At 60.3% G+C, this 25,809-nt stretch carries 16 protein-coding genes; 8 read left to right on the top strand and 8 right to left on the bottom strand.

The genetic code is table 11. The features are described from left to right. The first annotated feature begins 80 nt into the window (after positions 1–80). Together AAYO93_RS13505 and AAYO93_RS13500 are read left to right on the top strand one after the other, a co-directional pair. A complete protein-coding gene (locus tag AAYO93_RS13505; protein ID WP_345761701.1) occupies positions 81–1,295 on the top strand; it encodes a HEPN-associated N-terminal domain-containing protein in 1,215 nt (404 codons plus the stop codon). Positions 1,296–1,576: 281 nt separating this feature from the next. Then, positions 1,577–2,200: a hypothetical protein gene (locus tag AAYO93_RS13500; protein ID WP_345761700.1), complete on the top strand. Its 624-nt coding sequence runs from the start codon at positions 1,577–1,579 to the stop codon at positions 2,198–2,200. 414 nt (positions 2,201–2,614) lie between these two features. Here AAYO93_RS13500 and AAYO93_RS13495 read toward each other — a convergent pair whose 3' ends face one another. The 3 genes from AAYO93_RS13495 to AAYO93_RS13485 all read right to left on the bottom strand — a co-directional run bounded on the left by AAYO93_RS13495 (position 2,615) and on the right by AAYO93_RS13485 (position 7,331). After that, the gene (locus AAYO93_RS13495; protein ID WP_345761699.1) at positions 2,615–3,640 is read right to left on the bottom strand and encodes an McrC family protein; all 1,026 of its coding nucleotides are present in this window, start codon (positions 3,638–3,640) and stop codon (positions 2,615–2,617) included. 154 nt (positions 3,641–3,794) lie between these two features. Next, entirely contained in the window at positions 3,795–5,879 is a 2,085-nt protein-coding gene (locus tag AAYO93_RS13490; RefSeq protein ID WP_345761698.1) for an McrB family protein, read from the bottom strand. A gap of 360 nt (positions 5,880–6,239) precedes the next feature. Further along, positions 6,240–7,331, bottom strand: a complete 1,092-nt coding sequence (locus AAYO93_RS13485; protein ID WP_345761697.1) for a nuclease-related domain-containing protein — start codon at positions 7,329–7,331, stop codon at positions 6,240–6,242. 169 nt (positions 7,332–7,500) lie between these two features. Between AAYO93_RS13485 and AAYO93_RS13480 the strand changes: the two genes are divergently transcribed. Together AAYO93_RS13480 and AAYO93_RS13475 are read left to right on the top strand one after the other, a co-directional pair. After that, on the top strand, positions 7,501–8,193 hold the full coding sequence (locus AAYO93_RS13480; RefSeq protein ID WP_345761696.1) for a DUF2510 domain-containing protein: 693 nt from the start codon (positions 7,501–7,503) through the stop codon (positions 8,191–8,193). Between the two features lie 322 nt (positions 8,194–8,515). Next, positions 8,516–9,532 (top strand): hypothetical protein, encoded by a 1,017-nt coding sequence (locus AAYO93_RS13475; protein ID WP_345761695.1) that lies wholly within the window; start codon positions 8,516–8,518, stop codon positions 9,530–9,532. A gap of 122 nt (positions 9,533–9,654) precedes the next feature. On the opposite strand, the gene AAYO93_RS13470 is transcribed toward AAYO93_RS13475, so the two are convergent. The 5 genes from AAYO93_RS13470 to AAYO93_RS13450 form a co-directional block, all read right to left on the bottom strand. Continuing rightward, the gene (locus AAYO93_RS13470) at positions 9,655–9,933 is read right to left on the bottom strand and encodes a hypothetical protein (protein ID WP_345761694.1); all 279 of its coding nucleotides are present in this window, start codon (positions 9,931–9,933) and stop codon (positions 9,655–9,657) included. Between the two features lie 857 nt (positions 9,934–10,790). Continuing rightward, the gene (locus tag AAYO93_RS13465; protein ID WP_345761693.1) at positions 10,791–13,679 is read right to left on the bottom strand and encodes a DEAD/DEAH box helicase; all 2,889 of its coding nucleotides are present in this window, start codon (positions 13,677–13,679) and stop codon (positions 10,791–10,793) included. Beyond that, positions 13,676–14,074, bottom strand: a complete 399-nt coding sequence (locus AAYO93_RS13460; protein WP_345761692.1) for a (deoxy)nucleoside triphosphate pyrophosphohydrolase — start codon at positions 14,072–14,074, stop codon at positions 13,676–13,678. The genes AAYO93_RS13465 and AAYO93_RS13460 overlap by 4 nt, the downstream gene beginning before the upstream one ends. 125 nt (positions 14,075–14,199) lie before the next feature. After that, positions 14,200–14,460: a hypothetical protein gene (locus AAYO93_RS13455; RefSeq protein ID WP_345761691.1), complete on the bottom strand. Its 261-nt coding sequence runs from the start codon at positions 14,458–14,460 to the stop codon at positions 14,200–14,202. 1,472 nt (positions 14,461–15,932) lie between these two features. Next, positions 15,933–18,515, bottom strand: a complete 2,583-nt coding sequence (locus tag AAYO93_RS13450; protein ID WP_345761690.1) for an AAA family ATPase — start codon at positions 18,513–18,515, stop codon at positions 15,933–15,935. A 621-nt stretch (positions 18,516–19,136) separates the two neighbouring features. On the opposite strand from AAYO93_RS13450, the gene AAYO93_RS13445 reads away from it, so the two are divergent. The 4 genes from AAYO93_RS13445 to AAYO93_RS13430 all read left to right on the top strand — a co-directional run bounded on the left by AAYO93_RS13445 (position 19,137) and on the right by AAYO93_RS13430 (position 25,754). Beyond that, positions 19,137–20,714 (top strand): type I restriction-modification system subunit M, encoded by a 1,578-nt coding sequence (locus tag AAYO93_RS13445; RefSeq protein WP_345764887.1) that lies wholly within the window; start codon positions 19,137–19,139, stop codon positions 20,712–20,714. A 134-nt stretch (positions 20,715–20,848) separates the two neighbouring features. Next, entirely contained in the window at positions 20,849–21,883 is a 1,035-nt protein-coding gene (locus AAYO93_RS13440; RefSeq protein ID WP_345761689.1) for a restriction endonuclease subunit S, read from the top strand. Then, a complete protein-coding gene (locus AAYO93_RS13435; RefSeq protein WP_345761688.1) occupies positions 21,880–22,620 on the top strand; it encodes a TIGR02391 family protein in 741 nt (246 codons plus the stop codon). Before AAYO93_RS13440 ends, AAYO93_RS13435 begins: the two co-directional genes overlap by 4 nt. An 8-nt stretch (positions 22,621–22,628) precedes the next feature. Then, a complete protein-coding gene (locus AAYO93_RS13430; RefSeq protein ID WP_345761687.1) occupies positions 22,629–25,754 on the top strand; it encodes a type I restriction endonuclease subunit R in 3,126 nt (1,041 codons plus the stop codon). The last annotated feature ends 55 nt before the right edge of the window (positions 25,755–25,809 follow it).

Raw genomic sequence — 25,809 nt, 5'->3', positions numbered from 1 at the left:
GGCGCACGGGTTTTTGCACTGCCGGTCGAGTTGTGAACAGCTGAAAGGAGGACTCGACTTTGGGTCGTGCCAAGGAGAAGATGCAGGACGAGCAGGACCAGGGATGGTCCTTCTCCGACGAGGCGGTTTGCGCCAACTGCATCGCTGACACGTCGCTGTCGCAGGCGGTGGTGGATTCGGCCGAAGACACAGAGGTTTGTGACTTTTGTGGCGGCGCGCCCGCAGCCAGTTTCGATGTCTTGATGGAGGCCTTCGTACGTGGACTTCGCCACGAGCATGAGGAAGCAATCGACGAGGTCTACTACGACTCTGCAGAAGGTGGGTATCAGTTTCTCGGCGATCACTGGGACTCCTGGGATCTCGTTGATGAATACGGAGGTGCGTTCGCCAACGACGACGTGATTGAAGCAGTCAAGTCACATCTCAACGACACCACCTGGGTTGAAAAGGACTTCGCATGGCGGCGACGGGATGAGGTTTTGCGGGACGCATGGGCTCAGTTCTGCTCCGCGGTCAAGTTCAAAACTCGCTTTGTGATTTGGCTGTCTGATCGATCGTCCGATGAAGAGTTGCTCCGAGCCGGCGAGGTTCCCGCCGCGAGAATCCTCGACGAAATCGGTGAGTTGATCGACGTTCTTGGAATTACGCGTTCAGTTGAACCAGACGAACTGTGGTGGCGTGCTCAAGCACATCGGGAGCGGCGAGTCGCCAGCACGGCCGCTCGGTTGGGCACAAGTCCGATCGAGCGCGCCACGGTGTCAAATCGAATGAATCCTGCAGGGATTCCGATGTTCTACGGGGCGGCAGATCAGGACACCGCTCTCGCCGAAGTGATCGCCCACGCCGTGGAGAAGAAGCAGCGAGTGACGATCGGCGCGTTCACGATGAGATCCGATGTGAAGGTTGTTGACTTCACTCGACTGCGCGACGTCCCCTCCATTTTCCATCCGACACTTGGTGCATACCATCGTCAGATTCATTTCCTCCACCAATTCGTCGACGAACTCAGCAAACCGATCTCGGCGGCCGACGAACACGTTGAGTACATCCCGACCCAGATTCTCACCGAGTACTTGCTGAAGGTTTACGGTGCGCGGGGTGCAAAGGCGGAGGCGACTGGAATGCTCTACCGGTCCTCTCAGACTGGTCGGGCCGCCGCGGTGTTCAACATTGACAATGCGCACTGTGTAGATTCCGTGCCCTTGGCCGACGGTCCGTGGGCGGTTATCGAGCAAGGGACGGTCACGAGACTCTCTAGACGTGCCGTGAGGAGGCGCCGGACGCGATCCTTATGATCCCGGTCGAGTCGGCGGGCTTCTTCCTCCGCGCTGCTCATCATGCTCGGCACTTGTCCCGAGGTCGTCTGGGTCTGTGAGAACCCGGCGGTGGTCGCGTAAGCGCCGGACCGCTACGGGTCGTCCCCTCTAGCGCTCGCCGACTCGGATTGTGCTCCGCGCTCGTGAGAACGAGCTCGTCAGTGTGAATTGCTCGTATGGCGCTCGTCACGGCTCTGAATTGAGAAGGTTCGTCCGCGCGCCCTGTGGGCGCAACGCGATCCGTCCGCAACGATACAAGTGTGAGCGAACCGAACTGGACTGACGTCGTGACTGCCATCTCGTCGGCCGCCGTCCCAGTCCTAGTAGTCGTACTAGGCATCTATCTTGGTCGTGGGCAGTCTCGTAACGAGGAGCTTGTTCGTGTGCGGCTCGAATACTACAAGCAGTTAGCTCCCGACCTGAATCGACTCATGAGCTACCTGACCTTCATTGGTACGTGGCGAGATGACTCGCCCGGCGACATCATAAGGCTGAAGCGGACGCTAGACTCGACCTTCTTTCCGGCTGCGCCGCTATTCAGTTCAGACGTCGAAGGCGCATACAAGGAATTTATTGAAACAGCCTTTGTCTCGTTCGGCGCGTGGGGCAAGGATGCGCGCATCAACAGCAGCGCGTATCGGCGTCGTCAGTCGTGGAAAAGCACTCCTGCCTGGTCCGACGAATGGGACACGATGTTCGCACTACGAGATGAGGAGGACATCTCGCGGGAATCTCTTCTAGAATTCCAGTCGCTGTACGACACCCTTCTATCAGCGCTGGTCGCGGACATCAACATCGCGCGAGCACGTCCCCAATACACAACCAACCGTGTCGCCATAAATGCGAGCGCCGGCCGATTAGTAGACATCCCAGGCAAGGACTGAGTTATCGCGGTCTTTCGCTCCGATTCGCCGTCCGCGGGCCGTCGGCGATCACCCGCCTGTGGGTCGAGGTGATCAGCTTGAATGCGGCTCGCACGGGAGGGAAGCTCATCATTAGCGAGGACGCGGCCGACGCTGCGTTTGCGGAACTATTCAATGCCTGACGCTGTCTTCGGATGAAGGTCGAGGCGCTGTGCATGAAGCCTAGAGGGCTGTTGGGGGAGGTGGGAGGGCTGCACCTGGCGGAGTCAAGCATCTGGTCAACGGGCGGCTAACCCAGTGTCCCTATCTCGCTGCGATCAGGGAGTGCGAGGCGGGATCAAGCACTCCACCTGATGGACGGAGCCGTGGGCAGATACTTCTCGCAAGCGGTGGCGCGGTTCGATATGTGCCTGACGGGTTGCGGATGAGAGATGACTACATCGACGATGTGTGCATACTTGTTGCCACGATTTCGTCTACCTGTCGCGAGATCTCTTCCGGAGTTTGATCGAGAGCGATCGAGTGGCAATAGATCTCGATGCCCGCCTGAGCGATCGTGTATCGAGGCGGAACGGAGTTGCCAGCAGCGTAGATGAGGTGGCCTGTCGTCAGCTCGTGTCTGATGCAGTACGCGAGCATCTGGTAGATGTCCGCGTTTGGATAGCCCGCAGGTTTTTCGGCTTTGTACTTTGCATCGAACACCGCTTGCACGCGCCCTTCCCGACGCCAAACGAGGTCGGGGCGGATGTGCACGTGACCATCTTCATCGAGCGCGGAATCGAACTGTGGCACAACTTCGCCCCCAAAAGGATTGGCTGCGCGGGTCACTTCAGTTTCGACGAACTGTTCGAACACTCGCGGGAGGTCCAGCAAGAATCCACTCGCAGCCGTGCTTGCAACTCGATGGTCGAGTGAACCGTTGGTGAGGATTAGCTCGGCCAGGGCTACAAGCGGGCGGTAACGGTAATTGCGGCGATCGAAGTGAACGGATGGCAATGGCTCGCCTCGAGTGAGCAGAGTGACGTCGCCGAGGTGCAGATCGATGCGAAGGATGCGGGCGCGGACAGAGTCGGGCAGCCCGACGAATGTCACGAGTCGCCTGGCGGCCGATCGCACGAGCTGGTTCTCGGCGATGTCCGAGGTGTACTCGTCGTACTGAAGTTCGGCGGGCAACGGCAGTCCCTGTCGGACCCGAATTTGCTCGGAGACAAGCCATCGTCCGCGAATGGCGGGCTCCGCTGCGCGAACCGTGCGGTATCCGCGAACAACGCCTGTGCGAAACACGCGCTCGGCCCACGTTGCGAAACCTTCTGCGATTGCTGGGTACAGATTGGCGATGGTATCGAGATGCACGCTCTGCTCAAACCAGTTACCCCATTCGCGACCGCGCGCCAGCAGGTAGAAGAGACGCTCGAGCGGAACCTTCGGCTCGATGCTGACTTGGGCATCGCCGAACCTCACGACACCAACCTTCGATACCCCACTGACGCGCCATTCGCCGCTGGGAGTCGGGCTAACAGATGCGATCCCAAGGCGCGCAATCTCCGACGCCGTCTCCATTGACATCCGCAGAAAAGTCTCGCCGGCTGCTTCGCGCAGCGGGATCGATCGCAGCTCAGTCGTCAGAGCCGTTCACCGCCTGAGCTCGTCGTAGTGCGTCGAGACCGAACTCTGATTCCAGATCGCGATTCTCGCCGTAGTACGCCTCCTCGAGCAGCGGCATCAGTTCATAGCGCCAGATCTCGCGGAGACGTCTTTCTGACAAATCGCCGTCTTCGGGCATCAGATAGCTCGGCCCGATGCGCGCCGAGCTATCGACTATTCGCGTGTTCACGGTCTCCAACATCCGCGCAGGCTCGTCGTCGATCCCTTTGTCTGCGAGCCAACTACGGAGCACCATTGAGACGGGCTCTCTGTCGGGGTGCAATTCTACGAACGCGAACCGACGACGCATCGCAGCGTCGAGCAGCGCGATCGAGCGATCGGTCGTGTTCATTGTGCCAATGATGAACACGTTGCTGGGCAGCTGGAAGCGCTCGTCTCCATACAACAGCGTGATGTTGTCATTGCGGTATTCGAGGAGAAAGTAGAGTTCGCCGAACACCTTCGCGATGTTGCCGCGATTGATCTCATCGATGACCAGAACATAGTTCGTCTCGGGGTTGTTGCGCGCATCTCGTGCGATTGTGAGGAATGGGCCGTCCTTGAGCCGATATACGAGTTGGCCGCCTTCGACGACCGGTCGGTACCCTTCGACAAAGTCTTCGTACGAGTAGCTTGGGTGGAACTGCACAATGTCCGGATCCGATCCAAGCGTGACGTGCTGAGCTAACGCCTTAGCGATGAAGGTCTTTCCAGTGCCGGGAGGACCATACAGGATCATCTGCCGCCGACGCTCAAGCAATTCGAGTACGTCTTGTAGCCAGTCTTCGTCGATATACGTTGTTGCTTTCAAAGCCGCGGTCGCGTGCGGAAAGGGCGTTCGCGTGCCGGCTGACGAAGTTCCGGGCTGGACAGGCTCCGGGACCGAGACCGGGACCGGAGCGAGCGGCTGCCACTTCTCTCTAAGGGGGGACAAGTAGTAGTTGACGGGGCCGTTGTTCTTGACCTGAAGCGCGATTGTAATGCTGAGTAGGTCCTTATCGAGGTCGCCGGTTGAGCCGGTAATTTCGCCGATGAACTCGTCACGGATACGACGCTTGTGGTCCTCAGAGACGATGCTGACGAACGCTTGGGGATGCACCAAAAACATCAGCGACCATCGCTGCGATGGAAACGTCTCGCCTGGAACCTCGCGTACGAACTCGCGAAACCCCCATGGATCTTCCAAAAGCTCTTCACGCCGATCGCTGCCAGTTCGCGTCCAGGCCGCAGCAAAGTTGACAATGATTTTCATTGCCCCACCGAGGTTGCTCAACATTCTGGTACCAGGGTTGAACGCTCCATGCAGAAAGGCCGCACTGAACTCGGCTGAGATCTGGACAGGGTGCTCCATCACGCTGAGGACGGACTCAACGCGCTCGGCTTTTTTTCGCGCGCCGATTGAATCGGTTGTAACGGGTAATAGTTGGAACATCACGAGCTCCGCCATAAGAAGCTTGGCGTCGTCACTTGCGCGTTCAAGTTGCACGGCCAGCTGCTGCGTGAATGTAGCCCCTGGCGTCGCTTCTGTCCCGATGGAGATCTTCTCCAATTCGGTGATCACTGACTCCGTCCAAATCCTCCGCCCGGGTGAAAACACGGACGCACCAGCAACCAGTGCCCGGTCCACGAAGACTCCCGCAGCGCGGATCACTTCCTCTTCACCAACGTCATGAGGAACGATTCGAGTTGCAAGTGCTCGTGACCGATCCTTCGCACGGGTCTGATCCCACGCGGTGTACAAGAGTCGCGACTGCCTGACCAACTCGCTGGAGTCGGTTAGCTCTGAGTAGGCCTCGCGGCCGAGGTCCGTGATGCTCCATCCCTCGGCGCCACCTTTTGTCAGCCACCCAGCCTTGACGAATTCGGCGGTTCTCCAATTCCAGTCGACCTCGCTGCGGAGGCCGCCGCTCGCGACCAGGTCCTGCTCATCGTCGCCGAGCGGCGTCGTCGACGTGACCTCCCTCCAAACTTGCGCTCTCGGAAGACGGCCACCGTTGTCGATGAGAACGCCAAGAGCGTTTCGCGCACGAGTGGCGTTTTTGTCCTGATCAGTCACGCGCGTCTCCTTTGTAGGCGTACAGCCACTGCTGACTCCTGTAGTCAATCAAGCGCTGTGGGAAATCGCCATCGAAACGCGTGAGAAACAGGGCGCGTCGGGAGCTCTAACTCGAGCTAGTCGACCCAGGTTCCCGCTGTCGAACGAATGGCGCGAACGTTGTGTGCATCCTGCAACCTCGGCAAGAGCAACAGTTTCGTCGGCTAATCACTGATGCCCCCTTAACTCGACTCGAATTGAACGCGCTGGACGCGCAAGACTGCTGCCGGTCCGGCGGCGGTGAAGGACGAACGGGCTTCCGGAATCGTTTCGACTGTCGAGCGGTTCTCGAGCTTCCCTAAAGACGGCGGGGGTGGCCTACTACGGTCGTCGCCGCGAATTGCTGGGCCGCAGAAGACGGACAGTACTGATGACCGCGCGCCCAATTACGGCGATGCCAGCGAGTACCAGGAGCGGTTTCAAGGACATGTAGACGGCTGGAAACAGGCACGCCGTCGGTGACCCGCAGGGCTGGTCTGCAACGCCTCGAATGATCAGCAGCCCCGTAATTATGATCGCCGTTGCGAACCACAACCGGATGATGTCGGGAAGAGCCGGATGGCCATTGGTCGTCCGGCCTGCTGCCGGCCGGCGCGTTGGACGTCTCGTCGGACGGTGAGTGCTAGCCGACGGAGCCACCGGTGGGTAACCCGCGTGTGGAGCGCCCACGCGGCCGACGAGCCGCTCGAATCGCTGCATGATGCGAAATGTGTCTGCGGCTCGCGGGTCGACGTGCCAGGTCTCGGGTTCCTCGGCGGCGAGCTTGAGTAAGTAGATCTTTGTGGAGCCGAGCGAGGCCGGCTGGGCTTTCAGCCATGAGACCAGCTTGTGGGCTCCCACGACTGACACCGCGCGATTCTGCGGAGATCGTGCGTCCTTGATCGACCCGGCGTTCAGCACTGCGATGACGGGGGTTACAGGCACAGGGAAGCCGACCTTCTTGGTGAGTCGGCCGCTCACATCGAGCGCGTCGCTTCGCGCCACCTTCAGATGCGGCGTGTTCGCATTGTTCACTCGGAGCACGTGGTCGCCGACCCATACGGAAGCTCCCCGATGGTGCTTGGTGTTGATCGAGAAGACACCCCCTGGCCCGATCACCAGATGATCGACGTCTTTCGTGTCTGCCCCGATGGGAACGGAGTGTCTCACGAACCATTCCGGCCCAAGACCGGTGAGTATCTCGCCGACTTCGATTTCTCCGAGGGCGCCCTGGTACCAGGGCCATGCGTCCGGGTGCAGCTTGACGCGCTTGTCCGTTCTCAAAGACGGGTCAACGTCTTCGGCGTCAGCCTGAATCTGCAAACATTTCAATGCAACGGCATACCCGGCTGGGCGTGAAGAGAGCGCGTTGATTCCCGCGAAGTCGACTCGCCCGACACTGTCCTGCGTCGAGTCGTCGCTGTCGTCTCCCACGATCCCCGACGCTATCGGACGAACTGGGCGAAGGGCTTGCCCCAGAGGAGGGGATGGGTTGGATACCTTTTGGGCGTCCGAACGGCCGCTAAACCCCAGAACTGGGGGACCTGAAGGTTCCCTCAGGTTCGATAGCGTTGGCTCGGCACCGCAACGAGAGGCAATCTGTTTGAGTACCCCACCCGGATGGTTTCCCAATCCATCGAACCCCGAAGAAGAGGTCTACTGGGACGGCGACAACTGGACTGGCGACATTCGGCCGATCTTCGGTGCGACCACCCGTACAGAAGTCAGCGATGGAACGGATCTTCCTTCGGATGAATTGGTTTCGGTCGGGGCCGAAACACCCATGGTCAAACCGAAACGAAGCCGTCGGCGGTTTTGGATTGCCTTGGCGATTGTGGTCGCCGTGGTTCTCGTCGGGGGAGTCACCACGACAGTACTGGTGAGCAACGTCCAGGCGCAGCAGGTGGCGGACCAGAAGGCAGCGCAGAAGCGATTGGATGCAGCGCGAGCGAAGAACGCTGCCGAAGCGAAGCAAGCCGCTGACGACGCGAAGAAGGCTGCAGATGATGCGGAGCGAGCACAACGTCAGGCCACCGTTTCTGAGGTCGAGGCGTCCGTCAAGAAGTTGGCCCAAGATGACATCGCGAAGAATCTGCTGACAGGACCGGTTATCGCAGTCACGTGCAATCCGGTTTCGGGCTCTACGGACGATCTCACCGACACGACCACAACATTCGACTGCTTTGTCGCAAACAAAGACAACGGAGACGGCACACAATCGGGCTACTTCTTCAACGCGACCGTGAATTGGACCACAGGCGAATACACATACGGGCTCGGAAAGTCCGGGAGCTAGCGTCCGCCGAAATCGCCCTCTCCCTGGATGATTTCGTCAACCGCGAACTAAGAAGCGTCCCCACCCTTTCGCAGCGCTTTCCTGCCCACATTTTAGGAGTCCGGTGGATAACGAGATTCAGCTGATCAGCGACGGCGATGGCCTGGCGGTCATCGGCGATCCGACAGCGGTCGAACGCTTTCTCCACTCGGAGGGATTGCCGTCGAAAGACCTTGGACTGCATCGGCTCCGGCCCGCCCTCGGCGTCGCGGCCGGAGTCGCAAAGGCAGGTTCGGGCATCGCTGCCACCTCTGGTCGCTGGGTGCAGCTGTCGGATAACTCCGTGAAAGCCATCAACCAGTACGGGCTGATGAAGGGCTCGAACGGGCTCAGCCTGGGGGTGGTGCAGGCGCACGGTGGCAAGATCAAGGGGATCGTCGAGTTCGCGAAAGGACCAGGATCGCAACTGACGAGCCCGGCGGTTCTGGCTGGCGCTGCGGGGATCATGGCGCAGTTGGCCATGCAACAGGCGATGGAGGAGATCACTGATTATCTCGCCACGATAGACGAGAAGGTCGACGATCTCCTGCGAGCCCAGAAAGACGCGGTGTTCGCAGACATGATCGGTGTGGACCTGATCATCGAGGAGGCCATGGTCGTTCGGGAACATGTTGGCCGCGTCTCCGAGGTCACGTGGTCGAAGGTGCAGGCCACATCTGGGACGGTCGCACGAACACAGGCCTACACGTTGCGTCAACTCGACGCGCTCGCGGACAAGCTCGAAAAGAAGACCAACGCCGGCGATCTTGCCAAAACATCGAAGGAAGCCGAGTCCACGGTTCACGAGTGGCTCGCCATTCTGGCTCGTTGTTTCCAACTGCAGGACGCGATCGCGGTGCTCGAACTCGACCGGGTGCTGAACGCGGCCCCGGAGGACCTGGATCAGCATCGCCTCGGACTTCAGGCAGCGCGGCAGAACCGGTTGGACCTCATCGCGCGGAGCACACAGCGCCTAATGATTCGCCTAGACGCGGCCGCCAGCAGGGCGAATACCAAGGTGCTGCTTCACCCAATCGCCTCCCGGGCCGTGGTGGATTCGAGCAACCTCGTCGCGACCGGAATCGTCGACTTCAACGGCAGGCTCGGCATCGACCGCAGTCGACAGTCATTGGAGGCGAGACGGTGGATGGATGCGGCCGAGGAAGTGAGGAAGAAGGTACTCGCTACGGGATCTGAGGGCGTCCATGCCGCCAAGCTCATCGGTGACGAAACGGTCGACAGGGCCAGATCAGTGGCGGGCAAGCTCTCCAGCGGGATCGCCGAGCGAGCGCTCCGACGGCGCGGAGACCACGAAGGCTAGATCGGCCCCATTGTTCATTGTCGAATTGGGCCGCTTCACGACACCGCAGCCCGCGCATCGGCGGTGGCCAGATACAGACGGATGGCGCGGCCAGTGGCCTTAAAGCGGAACGCGATTGAACGTCAGCCGAACTCAATCCTTCCGTTCACTGTGTCGTATCGCGCGACCAGGCTTGAGTTCGCATCGTCCGTGAGCGTAACGGCATAGTTACGGCGGTCGACGGAGACGGTGTAGCTGAGTGTGGTGTTCGCCGGAAGGATTGTGAGGATCCGCTCCGGCGTGGCGGAGAAGGGGTCGAAGACACCGCCGGCGCTCGTTACCGCCAACGCTGGTGATTGAAGCCCGTCGGGCCCACGCGTCATCTTTAGAACGAATTGCAGGGTGCCGAGTGTCTGAGCCATTGTCATTTGGGTCGCCGGGAGGCGGGCAGGCGATTGGACTTGAGCTTGAGCGGGAACTTGAACGGGAACGGGAGCGGGTGCCGCTGTTCCTGAAATGGAGGTTGCAGGCGCGGTCGGGGACACCCCTGACACAGATGCTTGGTGCGCCGGCGCGATGGCCGCGGCTGGGGCAGTCGGAGCTGTCGTCACGATACCGGACAGAGCGGCGGCGGTCATGATGCTTAAAGACCGGCAGAAATCGCCGCCGCGGGGAGGACGATGGAGCTCGCTCTTCCGCGGCGACGGCGGCTCCACGCAATGATCCCGAACACGAGTCCAATAACGCCGCTGATCAAGCCAAGACTCGTTGGAACGCGATCGGGCCACTGGGATGATGCGTACAGCGCGAAGAGGGCACCGCAGCCGATAACGAAGGCAAGCAGACTCAGTAACCCCGAGCTTCGACGGGGCCGCGCTGACTGCGCAGTACTGAACCCGGCGATGGGGGGCCGGCGCGGGGGAGAGGACCTGCCAGCGACTGGGATCTCATCCCAGTGGCGTCCGCCGGATAGCCAGTCTCGCGGACCTAGCTGGTTGGTCAAATGTCCCCGCCTTGTTCTGCAGCCGTGAGATGAACCGCAATCGTGTCGAGCCGATACCAACGGGTTGCGGGTCCAGCGGTCTCGACCATATCGCCTGGGCGTCGGGCGCCGCGGTCCCCACTTGGGGGTGCATGTTTCCTGCAGAGAACGGGGAGAACGAGCGGACAAAGGAGAATCCAGGTATGTCAGGTCGATGTCTCGGCCAGCGTCCAAGCGGCGCGGCAGGTGAAGACCTGATCGCTCGCAGAACGCAGGAAGCACCCCGTCGAGTTGGGCTTAGGAGGTGAGCGCGGGGTGAAAGTAACTGAAAACGCCCGAGTCGATCGGCTGCTCGAACCGCAGCTCCATACGGACGACCGGCAACGGCTCGCCCTGCTGCATAGTCGTTTGTTCGGCTTGGTGCGCGGTAGCGCGTCCAAGGTAGTAGTGACCGGCGCCTTCTGCGTCGTCCTTCTTGACGAAGACGTGCACCTCGACTGAGCCGTCCACTATCGCCCGGACCTCGTCGCTCGCAAGTGTGCGTCTGCTGCGGGTGTACCACAGAAGGGTGCTCGGATCGAGCAGAGTGTCGTTGTAGGCGGTACTGGCAGACACCTCCTCAGTCTTGTGAAGCGTCACGAAGACTGGGCAGGTTGCTGTCTCCTGGTCGACTCGGTAGCCGTAAATGGTTGAGTACATGTTGCTGGACCAGCACAGCAAACGGCTTGCGTCTTTACGCGAGTATTGGCGCCCGCGGGTGAATGGTTCGCGGATCGCGAATCGATCGAGAACGAGTCGTTGCGTCGTCTCGAGTAGGTCATCGACGTTTGCTCGAAAGGCAGCCGAGTGGTCGTAGGCCGAGCTGAATTCATCAACGAGCACGACGAGGTCACCAGATCGGGCGGCTGGTGCAGCACCGCGGTAGCGGGCTTGCTCGTTTTGGGTGTTCCAGTCCAGAGTGAGTGCGTCGATGGTGGAGCGCACCGAGAAAGCATCCGACTGCAGTCCTGCATCCGCGAGTGTTCGACCAATTTCGTCGATGCTGAGTCTGCGGTGCTGTAACAGTGCGCGCAACAGAACTGATTCATGCAGTCGTTTGACGGTGAGTATCTCGCCGGAGAGCATCGCGAGATAGGCGGACTGAAGGTCGGTGAACCCGTGCTCGATCTTGAACAGCTTCCGAAGCAGCTCGGGATAGGAACCGACCTTGTTCGCGAGGATCACTGGGTCGACCGATTCGAAGCGAAGGAAATCCTGGAGCTTTGGCATCTGGCCGAGCCGGTTTCGGATCGTCTCAATCGCTGCCTTGAGGTTTGGCAAGCTGTCTAGCTGAGCGGTGTGAAGCGAGCGCAGCACACGCTCCTGTGCGATCCGATCGAACTGGACGCTGGAAAGGCCGGCGATTGCGCCCCGCTCCTCAGCGGCGATAAGCGAACGTCGGATCGACTCGCGGTTTAGCGAATCGTCGCCAAACAGTGCGATCGGAATGAGGTAGTTGTTTGCATAGTTGCCGATGAAATCAATGACAACCAGGTATTCCTTGCCCGGCGCCTTCCGGAGGCCACGGCCGAGCTGTTGCACGAACACGATTGCGGACTGAGTCTGGCGCAGCATGACGACCTGGTTGACCGAGGGAATATCGACCCCCTCGTTGAATATGTCGACCGTGAGGATGTAGTCGAGTTTCCCTGATTCGAGGCGACGGACCTGTAGCTCGCGTTCCTCGATTCCGTCTTCGCCGGAGAGTGCGATTGTTCGAAGACGTCGCCCTCGAAGTTCGCACCGGTTCAGTTCCGCAGAGAGCTGCTTAGCCTCTTCTGTGCGACTACAGAAAATCAGTCCCCGTGGAGGGACGCCAGCCTGGCCGTACCGATGCAGGGTACGGAGGAGGTGACGAATCCGCTCTTCGGCGACGAGGCGGAAAAGGGGAGTGGCATCCGTAGTAGTTGTGCCGTCCTCGAAGGTAAAGTCGGCGACGCCGTAGTAGTGGAAGGGGGACAGCATGTCTTGTTCGAGGGCAGCACCGAGTCGGATCTCGTAAGGCACGTTGAAGTCGAAGAGTTCGTAAACGCTTGTTCCGTCGGTGCGCTCCGGGGTGGCGGTCAAGCCGAGTAGGAACGCCGGGTTGAAGTGGTCGATCACCCGTTGGTATGTGGTGGCAGTCGCGCGATGCACCTCGTCGATCAGGATGTAATCGAAGGTCTCCGGATCAAGACTTGCGATCACGTCTGGGCGAGACAGCGTCTGCACGGTCGAAAAGACATAGTGACGATCGACCTGATGTGTTTGGCCGACAAGTTTTCCGAAGTGGCTGTGGGGTGCACCAAGTACTCGTTGGAACTCGTCGATCGCGCGGTCGAGGATCTGTCCACGGTGGGCCACGAAGAGCACTCGTTCTGGCCGGGCTGCCCGTACGTCGAGCGCGGCGAGGATCGTCTTCCCCGTACCAGTCGCCGAAATGACTAGTCCTCGCCGCTCGCCCGACTTTCGAAGCTCGGCAATCGAATCGAGCGCTGCGGACTGCATCGCGTTCGGGATGATTGCTTGCTCTAGCTCTTCAGCGGAGCGAAGGTGCGTAGTCGGCCTCGCTGGCGGAGCCCAGCCAAGTGCATAGTCGACGATCCAGTTCGCTGTCAGGGTGGAGGAGTGCTGCAACTCGCCGTCGAGCAGGTTCGTGAATTGTTCGGCGAGATCACTTTCCGTCGCGGCCGATACGCGGATGTTCCACTCATGATTCGAGATAAGCGCGCCAGCGGTGAGGTTGGAGCTGCCCAGGATCGCGGTTATTCCGTCGGTCCGGCGGAACACGTAACCCTTCGGGTGGAATGCGCCGGCGTCGTGAAGCCGAACGTTGATGCCGAGCTCACGGAGGGCCAGGAGCTCGAGAAAGGCCGCGGGAGAGTTGAACCCGAGGTAGTCAGAGGTGATGATCTCACCGACCCCGACAAAGTCGATGAGAGCCTGCTTCAGGAGGGCAAGCCCACCCGCTGAGACGAAGGCCACAGAGAATGTAAACGAGGAAGCGGTCTTCAGTTCGGCACGAAGAGACTGAAGGACCGTGCCTTGGTCGTTATTGAGTACGAGTTGCGGGTGAAGTCGCCTCGGGGCGTGGAGCGCTTGGTCGAGGTAGCCGAAGCCGACGTCACGACCGATCGCGCCGTACTCGTCGAACGTTCGGTGGCTCACGCTGCGGACGACTGATTTGCGATCGTGCGGACGGCAGGGATGTCGGCGGGTGCCCACTCGAGCGTCGCGAGTTCGGCCGGCGGAAGCCACTTCACGGACTCATGCTCTACGAGCGTCACGTCGCCCGAGAGCAGGTCGCAATAGAACGTTGTCAAAGCGACCTCGCCAAAGGCATACTCGTGCACGGTAGTCTCGATCTGCTCGCCGGTCCTTACCTCGGCGTCGAGTTCCTCGCGAATTTCGCGCTCTAATGCCTCGCGCGGAGTCTCGCCGTCCTCGATCTTTCCCCCCGGGAACTCCCAGAGCCCTGGAAGGTCCGACTTGAAACTTCGCTGCGCACAGAGGATCAGCCCGTCGCGGACAATCACGGCTCCAACAACGTTGATCCGCTTCACGACGCCGCCTTCCACAATTGGATTTAGTAGCAGCATATTGCCGGCCGACGTAGGCCCGCGTGACAGCCCGGCCGTGTCCCTCTGATGCGGCGGAGCGAACGCCAATTCTCGTTACACTGGCTCCATTACGTGGGCCTTGTCGACGTGAACGCTTGGCGTACGTCGATGAAGGGTGCGTTGATAGCGTCGGCTGCGCGTCTGGTCAGTTTCCCGATGGGCGTGGTGAGGTCGGCTGCGATTGCCCATCCGTCGTCGCCGAGTTTGGTGACGGTCTCGACGCATTCGATTTTCTCTTCGGTAGTGGGCCGGTCGGGTCCGGTCACTGCGACGATGCCGCGTTTACCTACTTCTCCGTAGCTGCTCCCGTCGATGATGCGTGTTTGCATTGTCCGGCTCCTCTGTCTGTCGTTCGGTTTGGTTGTCTTTTCGACAGGGGACCGATAGGGGAGCGGATGGCGCGGTAGTGCCGTGTCGTGGATTACCGGAGGGGAGCGGAGCGGAGTGAGGATATGCCGCGAAAGCGCGGCACGGTTAGCGTCGGGAGTGACCTATGGTCGGCAGTCGGAAAGACACCCGTTCGCCTTAGGCGACGACTGTTCAGACAGGAGCGGAATTAGACCCTGCCGATGCCGTGCGCCCGAGGAGTCGATACATTTGGTGGCTGGGTGAGTGCTCGCCGCCCGCGTTCGCGCCATGCGAGGCTACTGATTGTTTGATGTTCCGTTCGGTCGCGAGCAGTGGGGATTCTTATGACTGACAAGTCCGTGCCCAGTAGTGCCGTCCTACCCGACTCGCCCGACGCTCGGTTGCTCGTCGAGTTGACCAGCCACGCATCTGATCTGTCCGAGGCGTCACACACATTGCATTTGGCTTTGGAAGCCGGAGCGGGCAGCGACTTGTGGGCTCCACTCACAATGCACGCGGTGACCGCCTATATCCGCCCTTTTATCCACTCCAACGTGCGCTCTCGACTGGATCAAATGCCGCAGTTTCCCGGTATCCCAATTCCGTTGCTGCCGGTGCACGAGACTATTCGCCGATATCGCAACACCACCGTCGCGCATTCTCAGTCTGACTTGACCATGTCGGTCGCGGTCGCTTTGCTAGATGAGGTCGGTCGGCTGACTGGGGTGCAGGGATGGACCCTGACGCATCCGATGCCTCAGGCCCTGGCTATGCGGTTTGCGGAACTCCGACGCCGTAGAGGTCCTTGTGGCTGACGCGAGCGAGCCTTCGGCCGCGAGGCTTCGCGAGCACCACGCCGACACCCCACCTGAAGTGATTGCGGCGTGGGCCATCCCAGAGGTCTCGGCAGACTACGATTCGGAGTTCACCGCCGCGCGACGCCGCACTCTAACGCCACGCCTAAGCACGTTTTGGCACGTGGAGCCGGTGGCTGAAGGGGGCGGAGCCCCGGTGGTCTGATGGGAACTGTTAATGTGCCAGCCGAGGAGCCAGGGCCAAGACCATACGGGGTGTCGGGCGAGGAAGCCGTCGAGTGGTGCCGGAAGTGGATGGTGTACCTCGGCGCTTCCGAGACTGTCGCGGCTTCAGGTCAGGCGCGACGGCTGTGCGACCTTTACAGCGGTCACTACCTCGGTTGGGTCTTTGATCAACACGGGAACCTTGATGTGGCGGCTGTGGAACGAGCGTCGAGGCTTTCAGCCGCGGACGGCCGTCGTGCCTTGATCTTCCTCCGTGGTGGCGTGCGACCTATCGCCAGAGAACGGGCAGATGCGCTGGGAGTGGCGCTCTTTTGGTACGACGCTCAGGAAGGATCCTTGGGCGGCGGCAATACGGTCGGAAGAGTAATCTGTGCGAGGGGGCTGATTCCCCAATAAGGCCTCGGATTGAAACTTCAGTGCATCCCTGCTGATGCGGTGCGCACAGCCGTTGAAAGGCTCAGCGGATTGACCTCTGTTCGGGCTGCGCGGGTCAGTTCGGCTCGAGCTGCCAGGCGTGACTTCTCGAGCGTCTCTTCGATTACTTGTCTTTGCATTGTCTCGACCAATTGTGATGTCGCATCCTCTTCTGTCGGGGCGATCACGATGGCGGCATTGTGTTGCTTTCCTCGGGTCAGGCCGACGTAGAGCCCAGCGGCATCGACGCCAGGTCCCACGAGGGACTGGTCTGTAGTCTCACCCTGAACGCCGTATACGGTCGAGGCGTATGCCAAGTGAACGTATGAAGCCGCATATTCGTGGGAGACCTTGCGAAGGTCGGATGAGTCGAAGACCGACTCGAGAATCACATGGCCGGGAGTGATCGTCTTGACGATCCAGCTCTGACGGTTCTGTACATCGAAAGCACTGTCATTACGGCGAGTTTGGACAACGTCACCCTTGAATATGGTCTGGGCCGATTGGCCCAAGGTTGATTCCTCTACAGCGACGTCGCCTGAATTAATGCGCTGGGCTTGGATCGCTTCGCTGACGATTTGAGCCTCCGCATGCGTTGCAGTGACAAGAGCGATTCTCTGCCCCTTCCGAGACGCATCGAACCAGGACTTCACCATCGCCTCGCGGGCCTGGACATCGTTGTTCGCGAGAACAACATGTCCGGTTCGCTCCAGATCTTCGGCGACAGTCCTTGCATGTTCCCTACTGCCGGCGTCGCGGAGCCGAGCTGTTAGATCGGCCCAAGCAGGATCGTCGTAACGGTGAATTGTCGTGAGCTCGACTCGATCGGCCGCGTTGCGCCAGAAGAGAGCCATCGCCCCGGAGTGTCCGACGGGGAGGGCTTGGCGTTCATCGCCGACTACGGCGACACCTGCGTCCGTCCGCTCAAGCACGTCGAGAAGAGCGGTTGCGGCTTCGAGGTCGAGCATGCCGGCTTCATCGACGACGATTCGATCTCCTGCGCGGATCTTGGTCCTCGGCCCCTCATAGATAGTTCCCGCGCTTGGGTCATACTCTCCAGCCCGGAGCTGCGTCCACTTCGTAGCTCCGGCGTCGTTGGTGGTCCACCGCCATCCGTAGTCGTGGAGAAGCTGGTGGAGCGACGATGAGGCACTTTGCGTCTCGAGGCCGGCGACGGCTGAGGCCTTCTTGGTTGGCGCCACGATGATCATGTCGTGTCCGTGACGTCGCAGGGCGGCGCCGGCTACTTTGAGCATGGTCGTCTTCCCCGTTCCTGCGGCACCGCGGATGGCGACGCTTCGGGCTGTTCCCGCGATTGCAGCGGCGCCGTCGATCTGTCCGGCGTCCAGGGTGCGTTCGGTTTCGAGTGCGTTGCAGACTTTCTTGATCTGATCCGAGACCAGGGCTTCGCCCGGCGTGGATATTGATTCGATTCGGCGAGCGAGGGTTGCCTTTAACGCGGCTGTTGAGGTCGCCATTAGCCCTTTGATGTGCAGGGGGACGTTCGGCGCCGAAAGGAGTGTGACCGCGTGAGTCCGGATCGCGTCCGACGTGACGTCATCGATTAGTGAGTCCAGCTCGTCTCTGTCCACGATTATGCGAGACGCGGCGATGGCCCGGATCGCGCCGGCCCGTACGTCCATCGCGCTGAACCGCCCACCGGTACCGGTCGAGCGGGCGTCGGCATCCACGATCGCTTTGGCCGCCAACAGCTCGAGGTCCAGCTCCGCAATGGACTCGCTAGAGACTGATAGAGAACTGCGCGCTTGGCTGAGTCGCGGGTCAGCGTTTGTCAGCTCGTCGCGGACAACTTCGGCCCAATCGTCCTCGTTGAGTTGGCCGGGCTTGTCCGGCCGGCCGGCCGCCCATGCCCACCGGTCAATCTGGTTCAGAACATCCCGGGACGGCTCCTGGCCAGGATGCTGGTCCTTCCACCAGCGTGTCCGGACGGCTTTGTTCGCCTCGATCTGCCCGGACCGCTTCGACACAGGCCGGACCAGGTGCAGCAGCTGCGCAATCTCGCCGTCCGCGTCGAGTGTGAAGCCCTTCGCGGCGAGGGCGGAAATCCACGAAGGGTCGGTGCGAGAGGCGAGGTCGCCTTCAGCGTTGATTACGTTCTGGAACCGCAACGCCACGCGAGTGTCCACATTCGACCACTTCCCGTCGATGCCTTGGACTTTGACGTTCAGCCAGAGATGCCGGTGCTTGTGCGGATCCAGCGAACGTGACCGCTCATGCCGCAACTCCACCACTTCCACACGCGCGAGGCCTTCGCGGATGGCGCCACCGTGGCCCCGGCGGGCGTTGAGATCGGTTCGCCAGAGCTTGATAATCCGGTCTCGCAACCGGTCCTGCAGGTCCTCGTACGCGGCAGCCAAGTCGGGGTCGAGCATGGCAGCGATCGAGTAGGACTTCGGCGCGTTAATCGTCGTGTCCAAGATCAGATCCGCGGCCGGAGAATCGATACTCGTGCCCCGCCGTTCATCGGTAAGCGGGTCGACCCCATCCACCCAGTCCCTGAGCTGGCGACGCGTGAGAAGGTCATCGCGGATGGCACCATTCTCTACGATGTATCGGGTCATTACCGCGTCCGCGTAGTCCGCCGCGGCCAGAGCACCGTCAGCTGTCTTAGCGGTCAGGGTCGAGTCGCATACCCCACCGAAGGCATAGTGAACCGCTTGCTTCACCCCTTGGGACCTTTGCCCGCGCTTCCAGCGGGCCACACCACCTCGCATACCTGTACATTCCGTTTTCCGTACAGCATTCGCGCGCAAATGACGCGCACATCCCGGCAGGGTGCCTGCGTGCATCCACTTTTTCTCTTTTGTCCCTTTTCCTTGGTCTTCGCTTCGTCCTTCATTTCACTCACGCTCTCCATTCCGTTCGCCTTGGTTCCGTCGGTCCTTTTCTTTCTTCCTTTCTTCCTTCCTTCACTCGTTTCTCGGCGCAACTCGCTCGCCGCCAGTTCTTTGTGAGACCCGTTCGTGGCTGGTGCCGGCGGACGCCGAAAATCGGCAACTCCCAAGGAGAGGCAACAGCGAGCCACTCAGGCGACGTGCAACGGGTGAGCAGTGCCTCACGAGACGCGACAAGTTCCGGCGGGCGCATTCCCTAGCAAGGTGGCCGCTGCTGGATACTCTGAGAAAGAAACACTGGGATTTCACGACATTCGCGCGAAACAACGCGCAGGAGGAAGAGCACCGATGGAACGGCCCGCGAAACCCAAGCTGCAAAAGACACTCGAGCAGCGCCTCTGGGACGCTGCTGATGCCCTCCGGGGAAACCAAGAGCCGAGTGAGTACAAGCATGTGGTACTGGGTTTGGTGTTTCTTAAGTACATTTCGGATCGTTTTGAAGAGCGTCGAGCGGCTATTGAAGCATCGCTGAGCGACCCAGGGTCCGAGGACTATATCCCGAATCCAGATCGTCGCGGCCGATACCTCGAAAGCAGGGACGAATACGCAAGCCACAACGTCTTCTGGGTGCCCGAGCAGGCGCGTTGGGGAACGATACAGTCCCAGGCGAAGCTCCCGAGCATCGGGCAGGATATTGACACTGCTATGGACCTAATCGAGAAGGAGAACCCAAGCGTCCGCGGCGTCCTCCCGCGTAACTACGGCCGAGAGGGTCTAGACAAGGGTCGCCTTGGGCAGCTCGTCGACCTAATTGGCTCGATCGGCTTCACCGAAAGCGACGATCACGGCTCCGACGATGTGCTCGGGCGCGTATATGAGTACTTCCTCGGGCAGTTCGCCGGCAAGGAAACTGGCAAGGACGCCGGTGCGTTCTACACACCGCGCTCCGTCGTCAAGACGCTCGTAGAGATGCTCGAGCCGTACAAGGGCCGCGTCTACGACCCAGCTTGCGGCTCGGGCGGCATGTTCGTTCAGTCCGCCGAATTTGTGAAGGCACACGGCGGCCAGCGCAACGACATCTCAGTATTTGGCCAGGAGTACACGGACACCACATGGAAGCTTGCCAAGATGAACCTCGCGTTACGTGGAATCGAATCTGACCTCGGCAAATCATCGGGTGATTCATTCACCAATGATCTGCATCCCGACCTTCGCGCCGACTTTATTCTTGCCAACCCGCCGTTTAACGTCAGCAACTGGTGGGATGCCAAGCTCGCCGACGATCCACGCTGGAAGTACGGCACGCCCCCTGAAGGTAACGCCAACTTCGCTTGGGTGCAGCATTTCATTTATCACCTGAGTGCGAGGGGGACTGCGGGCTTTGTGCTTGCGAACGGTTCGCTGAGTTCAAGGAGCGGGGGAGAAGGCATCATTCGTCGCAAGCTCGTGGAGGCAGAGCTGGTGGACTGCATCGTCGCGATGCCCGACAAGCTCTTCTTTAACACCGGCATCCCAGTATCACTGTGGTTTGTATCGAAGGAACGCCACGGCAATGGCCATCGTGAGCGCCGGGGCGAGGTGCTGTTCATCGATGCCCGGAATCTTGGCACGATGGAGAGCCGTCGGCTGCGGGTTCTGGCCGACGAAGACATCCAGAAGATTGCTGGCACGTATCACGCTTGGCGTAATCACGATGGCGGGTACGTCGACGTGCCGGGCTTCGCGAAATCAGCCAAGCTTGAGGAGATCCGTGAGCACGAGTTTGTGCTCACACCTGGTCGGTATGTTGGCGCCGAGGCGGCTGAAGTGGATGTGGAGCCTCTCGATCAAAAGATCGAACGCCTTACCGAGGAACTCTTTGCCGAATTTGAGCGCGGGCGGCGGCTCGAAGATGAGATCAAAGCGCGCCTAGGGGCTTTGAGGTGAGAACGCATTTGCGCCTCGGAGATGCGCTTGCGGCGCTTATCGATCACCGCGGTATGACTCCCAAGAAGTTGGGTGGAGACTGGTCGGCGGCGGGACATCGAGTCGTGTCTGCGCTCAACGTTAAAGGCAATCGAGTGGACGACAACGACCATCACTACGTGGACGATCGACTCTACACAAAATGGATGAAGGAGCCTCTGCGGGCTGGAGATGTCCTCCTTACGTCCGAAGCGCCAACAGGAGAAGTGGCATACATCGCTGAGGACGTCGATTGGGCGGTTGGCCAGCGGCTTTTTGCCCTCAGAGGAAGACCGGAGATCCTTGACGGCCGGTATCTCTCGTACTTGCTACGCGGAGGCCATGTGCGACATCAACTAATGTCGCGTACCACTGGGACGACTGTGTCAGGTATACGTCAGTCCGAACTGGTGAAGATTGAGCTGGACTTGCCGTCAGTCGATGAGCAGCGCGCCATTGCTGCGATGCTCGGTGCCCTCGACGAAAAGGTCGAGTCGAATCGTCGACTGGTCGAGCTCGTGCCAGCTCTCCTTGCGGCGTGTGTGGCGGAGGCACTCGCAGATGAAAGCACACGGAATCCGGTCGCGAGCCTTGCGGCATTTGTCAACGGCGGCGCGTACACAAAGGGCGCCACCGGTACTGGACGGATGGTTATCCGCATCGCGGAACTCAACTCCGGCCCTGGTGGCTCGACGGTCTACAACGACATTGAGGTGCCAGAGACGAAGACGGCGCGAGCCGGCGACATCCTTATGTCTTGGTCAGGGTCGTTGGGGGTCTACCGATGGGCCCTAGACGAGGCGATTATCAATCAGCACATATTCAAAGTGATCCCCTCGGGTTATCCGGCATGGTTTGTGTTCGATCGGCTCAAAGCAGTGATGCCTTTGTTCCAGGCTGTCGCGAAGGATAAGGCGACGACAATGGGGCATATTCAACGCGGCCACCTCGAATCCACAGCCGTTGCGGTGCCAAGCGCTGACGCGCTCCGCGTGCTCGACGCAAAGTTGTCCCCGGTGTGGGACTGGCTCTTGCACGCCGAGCGCGAAATCGTACGCCTGACCGCTCTCCGCGATGGGTTGATGCCTGAGTTGCTGTCTGGTGGTCTCCGGACTGGTGAGTCGTTGGCAGATTTGGAGTTCGCGCCGTGACGGGTCTCAACACAGAATGGGCGCTTGGCGAGTTCGACAAGTTCATCGAGCAGACTGTATTGACCAACAACAGTTTCGTTGGCGACGGCATCGTCTCTATCTCGAATAAATCGAGTACTGCGGCATCTGATGCAGATGTGGCAAAGCAAGCGCAAGTGGTAGAGCAAATTCTGGATCGTGTCCTCCCCCGCTGGCGCACCGAAGTCGAGCTGTCGAAGGAGAACCGTTGGACCCGCCACCGAGAGGCTGCGATTCGGGCACGCGAAGCGCTCGTGCGTCAACAAGAGATCACGTCGAACCTTGGCGACGACGCTCCTGAAATCTCGGCTGCCGATCTTCATCCGTGGGTCTGGGGCGGCGCCCGCTCGCTCTGGCAGTCTGGACACTTCCGCTCGGCGGTTGAGGACGCAGCCAAGAAGGTGAACGCCGAGACTCAGAACAAGCTAGGGCGTCGCGACCTAAGCGAGACGAGGCTGTTCCAGGAGGCCTTCACGGAAAAACCGGCGGAAGCAGGCAGGCCGCGTCTACGCCGCATGGAGCCGGACAGCAGTGACACTTACAGTTCGGTACAGCGCGGCGCGATGGCCTTTGCTGAGGGCATTTACGCCGGCATCCGTAACCCGTTCAATCACGAGGACCCGGCAGACATCGATAAGCACGTCGCGCTGGAGTATCTCGCTGCGTTGAGCGTTCTCGCGCGCTGGGTTGACGGGTCAATCGTGGAGACGGCCTCTTGAGCGGAAACATGAACGAGAACCTGGTCGAGCTCGCCGCGCTGGACTACTTCCGTCAGCTGGGTTATCACACGGGTTATGGCCCGCTGTTGGCGCCCGGCGAACCCGGCGAGGAACGGACGTCGTTCGAGCAGGTATACCTCTACGGTCGTCTTCGCGATGCCGTTCGTCGAATCAACCCGGGAGTAGACCGAACGCTCTTAGATGAGGCGGTCAAACGCCTAGAGCGTGCCGAGTCACAGAGCCCGGTCGACGAGAACGCGCGCGTCCACAAGCTCCTCACCGAAGGCGTGCCTGTCGAGTACCGCGACGAGGGCGGCGAGGTACGCACGACGCGCATCTGGCTTATCGATTTCGACGAGCCAAACAACAACGACTGGTTAGCCGTTAACCAATACACGATCGTTGAGAATGGCAAAAAACGCCGACCCGATGTCCTGCTCTTCCTGAACGGCCTGCCGCTCGGACTTCTGGAGTTGAAGAACCCAGCCAGCGAGAACGCCACGCTAAAGAGCGCCTGGAACCAGATCCAGACGTACCGATCCGACATCCCGTCGGTGTTCACAGCGAACGCAGTTAGCCTCATCTCGGACGGCACCTCGGCTGCGATGAGTTCCTTCACCGGCGGCTTCGAGCACTACGCGCCGTGGAAGACCATTGAGGGCCGCGAAGTTGTCACCAACCTTCCTGCACTGGAGACGGCGATCAAAGGCGTCTTCGACCAGGCGCGCTTCCTCGACATCATCCGCAACTTTGTGGTGTTCAGCGAAGAAACCACGACCGACAAGGCCAGCGGGCAGCCGACGAAAGTCCTTGTCAAGCGCGTGGCAAAGTACCACCAATACTGGGCTGTCAACGCCGCCGTTGAGTCGACGGTAGTGGCATCGAGCCCGGGTGGCGATCGCCGTGGTGGAGTCGTCTGGCACACCCAAGGATCGGGCAAGAGCTTCGAGATGGTGTTCTACGCCGCGAAGATTATGCGGGATCCGCGTATGAGTAATCCGACTCTGGTTTTCATCACTGACCGAAACGATCTCGACGACCAGCTTTTCGGCGAGGTCTTTGCACCTGCCCGCATCCTTCCCGAACGGCCAGTTCAGGCCGATACCCGAGTAGAGCTCCGAGAGCTGCTCCGTAGGGCATCGGGTGGCATTGTGTTCACGACGCTGCAGAAGTTCGCACCAGGCGAAGACGGCGATCGCGCTCCGGTTCTCGCCGACCGTCGCAATGTGGTTGTGGTCGCCGACGAGGCCCATCGCTCGCAGTATGGCTTCGGTGAGAAGCTCGACTCGAAGGGGCAATTGCGCGCTGGCTTGGCCAAGCACCTTCGCGATGCACTTCCCGGAGCGACCTACCTCGGCTTCACCGGCACACCGATCGAATCGAACGATAAGTCCACGCGGGCTGTGTTTGGTGACTACATCGACGTCTACGACCTCACCCGCGCGGTCGAGGACGGCGCGACGGTGAAGATCTACTACGAGTCCCGTCTCGCAAAAGTCGAACTCAGCACCAGCGACTATGAGGCCCTCGATGAAATGGCGGATGAGATCACCGAGCAGGTGGAGGAGTCCGAGGCCCTTAAAGCGAAGTCCCGCTGGTCGCGGCTTGAGGCAATCGTGGGTGCCGAGGACCGACTCGACATGGTGGCACGCGACATCGTGGAGCATTGGGAGAGGCGCCGCGAGGCTCTATTCGGCAAGGGCATGATCGTCGTGATGAGCCGTCGCATCGCCGTTTGTCTCTACGAGAAGATCGTTGCTCTTCGGCCGGACTGGCACTCTGACGACTTGGCAATGGGCAAGATCAAGGTCGTGATGACCGGCTCCGCGGCCGATCCCGCAAGTTTCCAGCCGCATCTCCACTCAAAAGATGTTCGTAAGGAGCTCAAGGTGCGGGCGAAGAACCCGGATGATCCGCTCGAACTCGTGATCGTTCGCGACATGTGGCTTACAGGCTTCGATGCGCCATCGATGCACACGATGTACGTGGACAAGACCATGCAGGGCGCCGGACTAATGCAAGCGATCGCCCGGGTCAACCGTACGTTTCGAGACAAGCCAGGTGGGCTGGTCGTCGATTACATCGGGGTCTTTTCAAAGCTTCAGGAAGCACTGCAAGAATACTCACCGTCCGACCGCGACCAGGCCGGGGTGCCGATCGAAGAGCTGGTCGACGCGATGCTCGATAAGCACGATGTTGTCCGTGGCATCATCCACGGCTGTGAGTACAACTCGTCGCCGGATCTTCCGCCCGCTGAACGGCTTGCGCAGCACGCCAAGGTGCTTGACTTCGTGATGGCTGATCCCGATCGGATACCGCGATTCAATGACCAGGCACTTGCGCTGGCCAAGGTCTTCGCCCTGTGCGGTGCACGAGACGAGGCAGCCGCAATTCGAAACGACGTACGAATGTTCATTGATGTTCGCTCTGCAATTCTCAAGATCCTCAACCCGGATGCTGGACGCGGGGGAGTTGGAGCGGTCGAGATCGACACAGCCATCGGCCAACTCGTCAACGAAGCCGTTGCCGCGGACCAGGTGATGGACATTTACGCGCTTGCCGGCGTTGAGACTCCTGAGCTATCGATTCTCTCGGACGACTTCCTTGACTCGCTCGCCGGTAAGGATAAGCCGAACCTTCAGATGGGCCTACTACGTCGCCTGATCAACGATCAGATCCGCTCGCTTCAGCGTATTAATCTCGTGCTGGGGCGCAAGTTCTCCGAGCAGCTCGAAGAGGCGATCAACCGATACACAAACCGATCGCTCACGACCGCCGAGATCATCGCCGAACTCGTCAAGCTAGCAAAGCAAATGCGCGACAGCACTAAGCGACACGAAGCTCTCGGCCTACGAGAGGATGAGGTCGCCTTCTACGATGCAGTCGCCCAGAACGACGCAGCTGTCATGGAGCTCGGGGACGATGTGCTGAAGGAGATTGCGCGCAATCTCGTTGTCGCAGTTCGACAGAGCGCGACGATCGACTGGAACCTCAAGGAAAGCGTTCAGGCGACCATGCGCTCGAAGATCCGAAAGCTCCTCGACCGCTACGACTATCCGCCCGATCAGGAGGAAAAGGCGATCGAGCTGGTGCTTGAGCAGGCGAAATTGTTCGCCAGCGCAGACACTAAATGAAAGTCAGCAGCTGACTATTGCCAATCCGCGGCGTGCAGTCGGGCCAGGTTACCTT

Source organism: Diaminobutyricibacter sp. McL0608, assembly GCF_039613825.1.
GTDB lineage: Bacteria > Actinomycetota > Actinomycetes > Actinomycetales > Microbacteriaceae > Diaminobutyricibacter.
Note: the sequence above shows the minus strand (reverse complement) of the source record. Positions and strands in the feature narration are given on the sequence as shown.

What these genes read in the sequence shown, in the direction of transcription:
- AAYO93_RS13505 (WP_345761701.1), top strand. Translation starts at nt 81, where the DNA reads ATGCAGGACGAGCAGGACCAGGGATGGTCCTTCTCCGACGAGGCGGTT.
- AAYO93_RS13470 (WP_345761694.1), bottom strand. Translation starts at nt 9,933, where the DNA reads ATGGCTCAGACACTCGGCACCCTGCAATTCGTTCTAAAGATGACGCGT.
- AAYO93_RS13455 (WP_345761691.1), bottom strand. Translation starts at nt 14,460, where the DNA reads ATGCAAACACGCATCATCGACGGGAGCAGCTACGGAGAAGTAGGTAAA.
- AAYO93_RS13450 (WP_345761690.1), bottom strand. Translation starts at nt 18,515, where the DNA reads ATGACCCGATACATCGTAGAGAATGGTGCCATCCGCGATGACCTTCTC.
- AAYO93_RS13445 (WP_345764887.1), top strand. Translation starts at nt 19,137, where the DNA reads ATGGAACGGCCCGCGAAACCCAAGCTGCAAAAGACACTCGAGCAGCGC.
- AAYO93_RS13430 (WP_345761687.1), top strand. Translation starts at nt 22,629, where the DNA reads ATGAACGAGAACCTGGTCGAGCTCGCCGCGCTGGACTACTTCCGTCAG.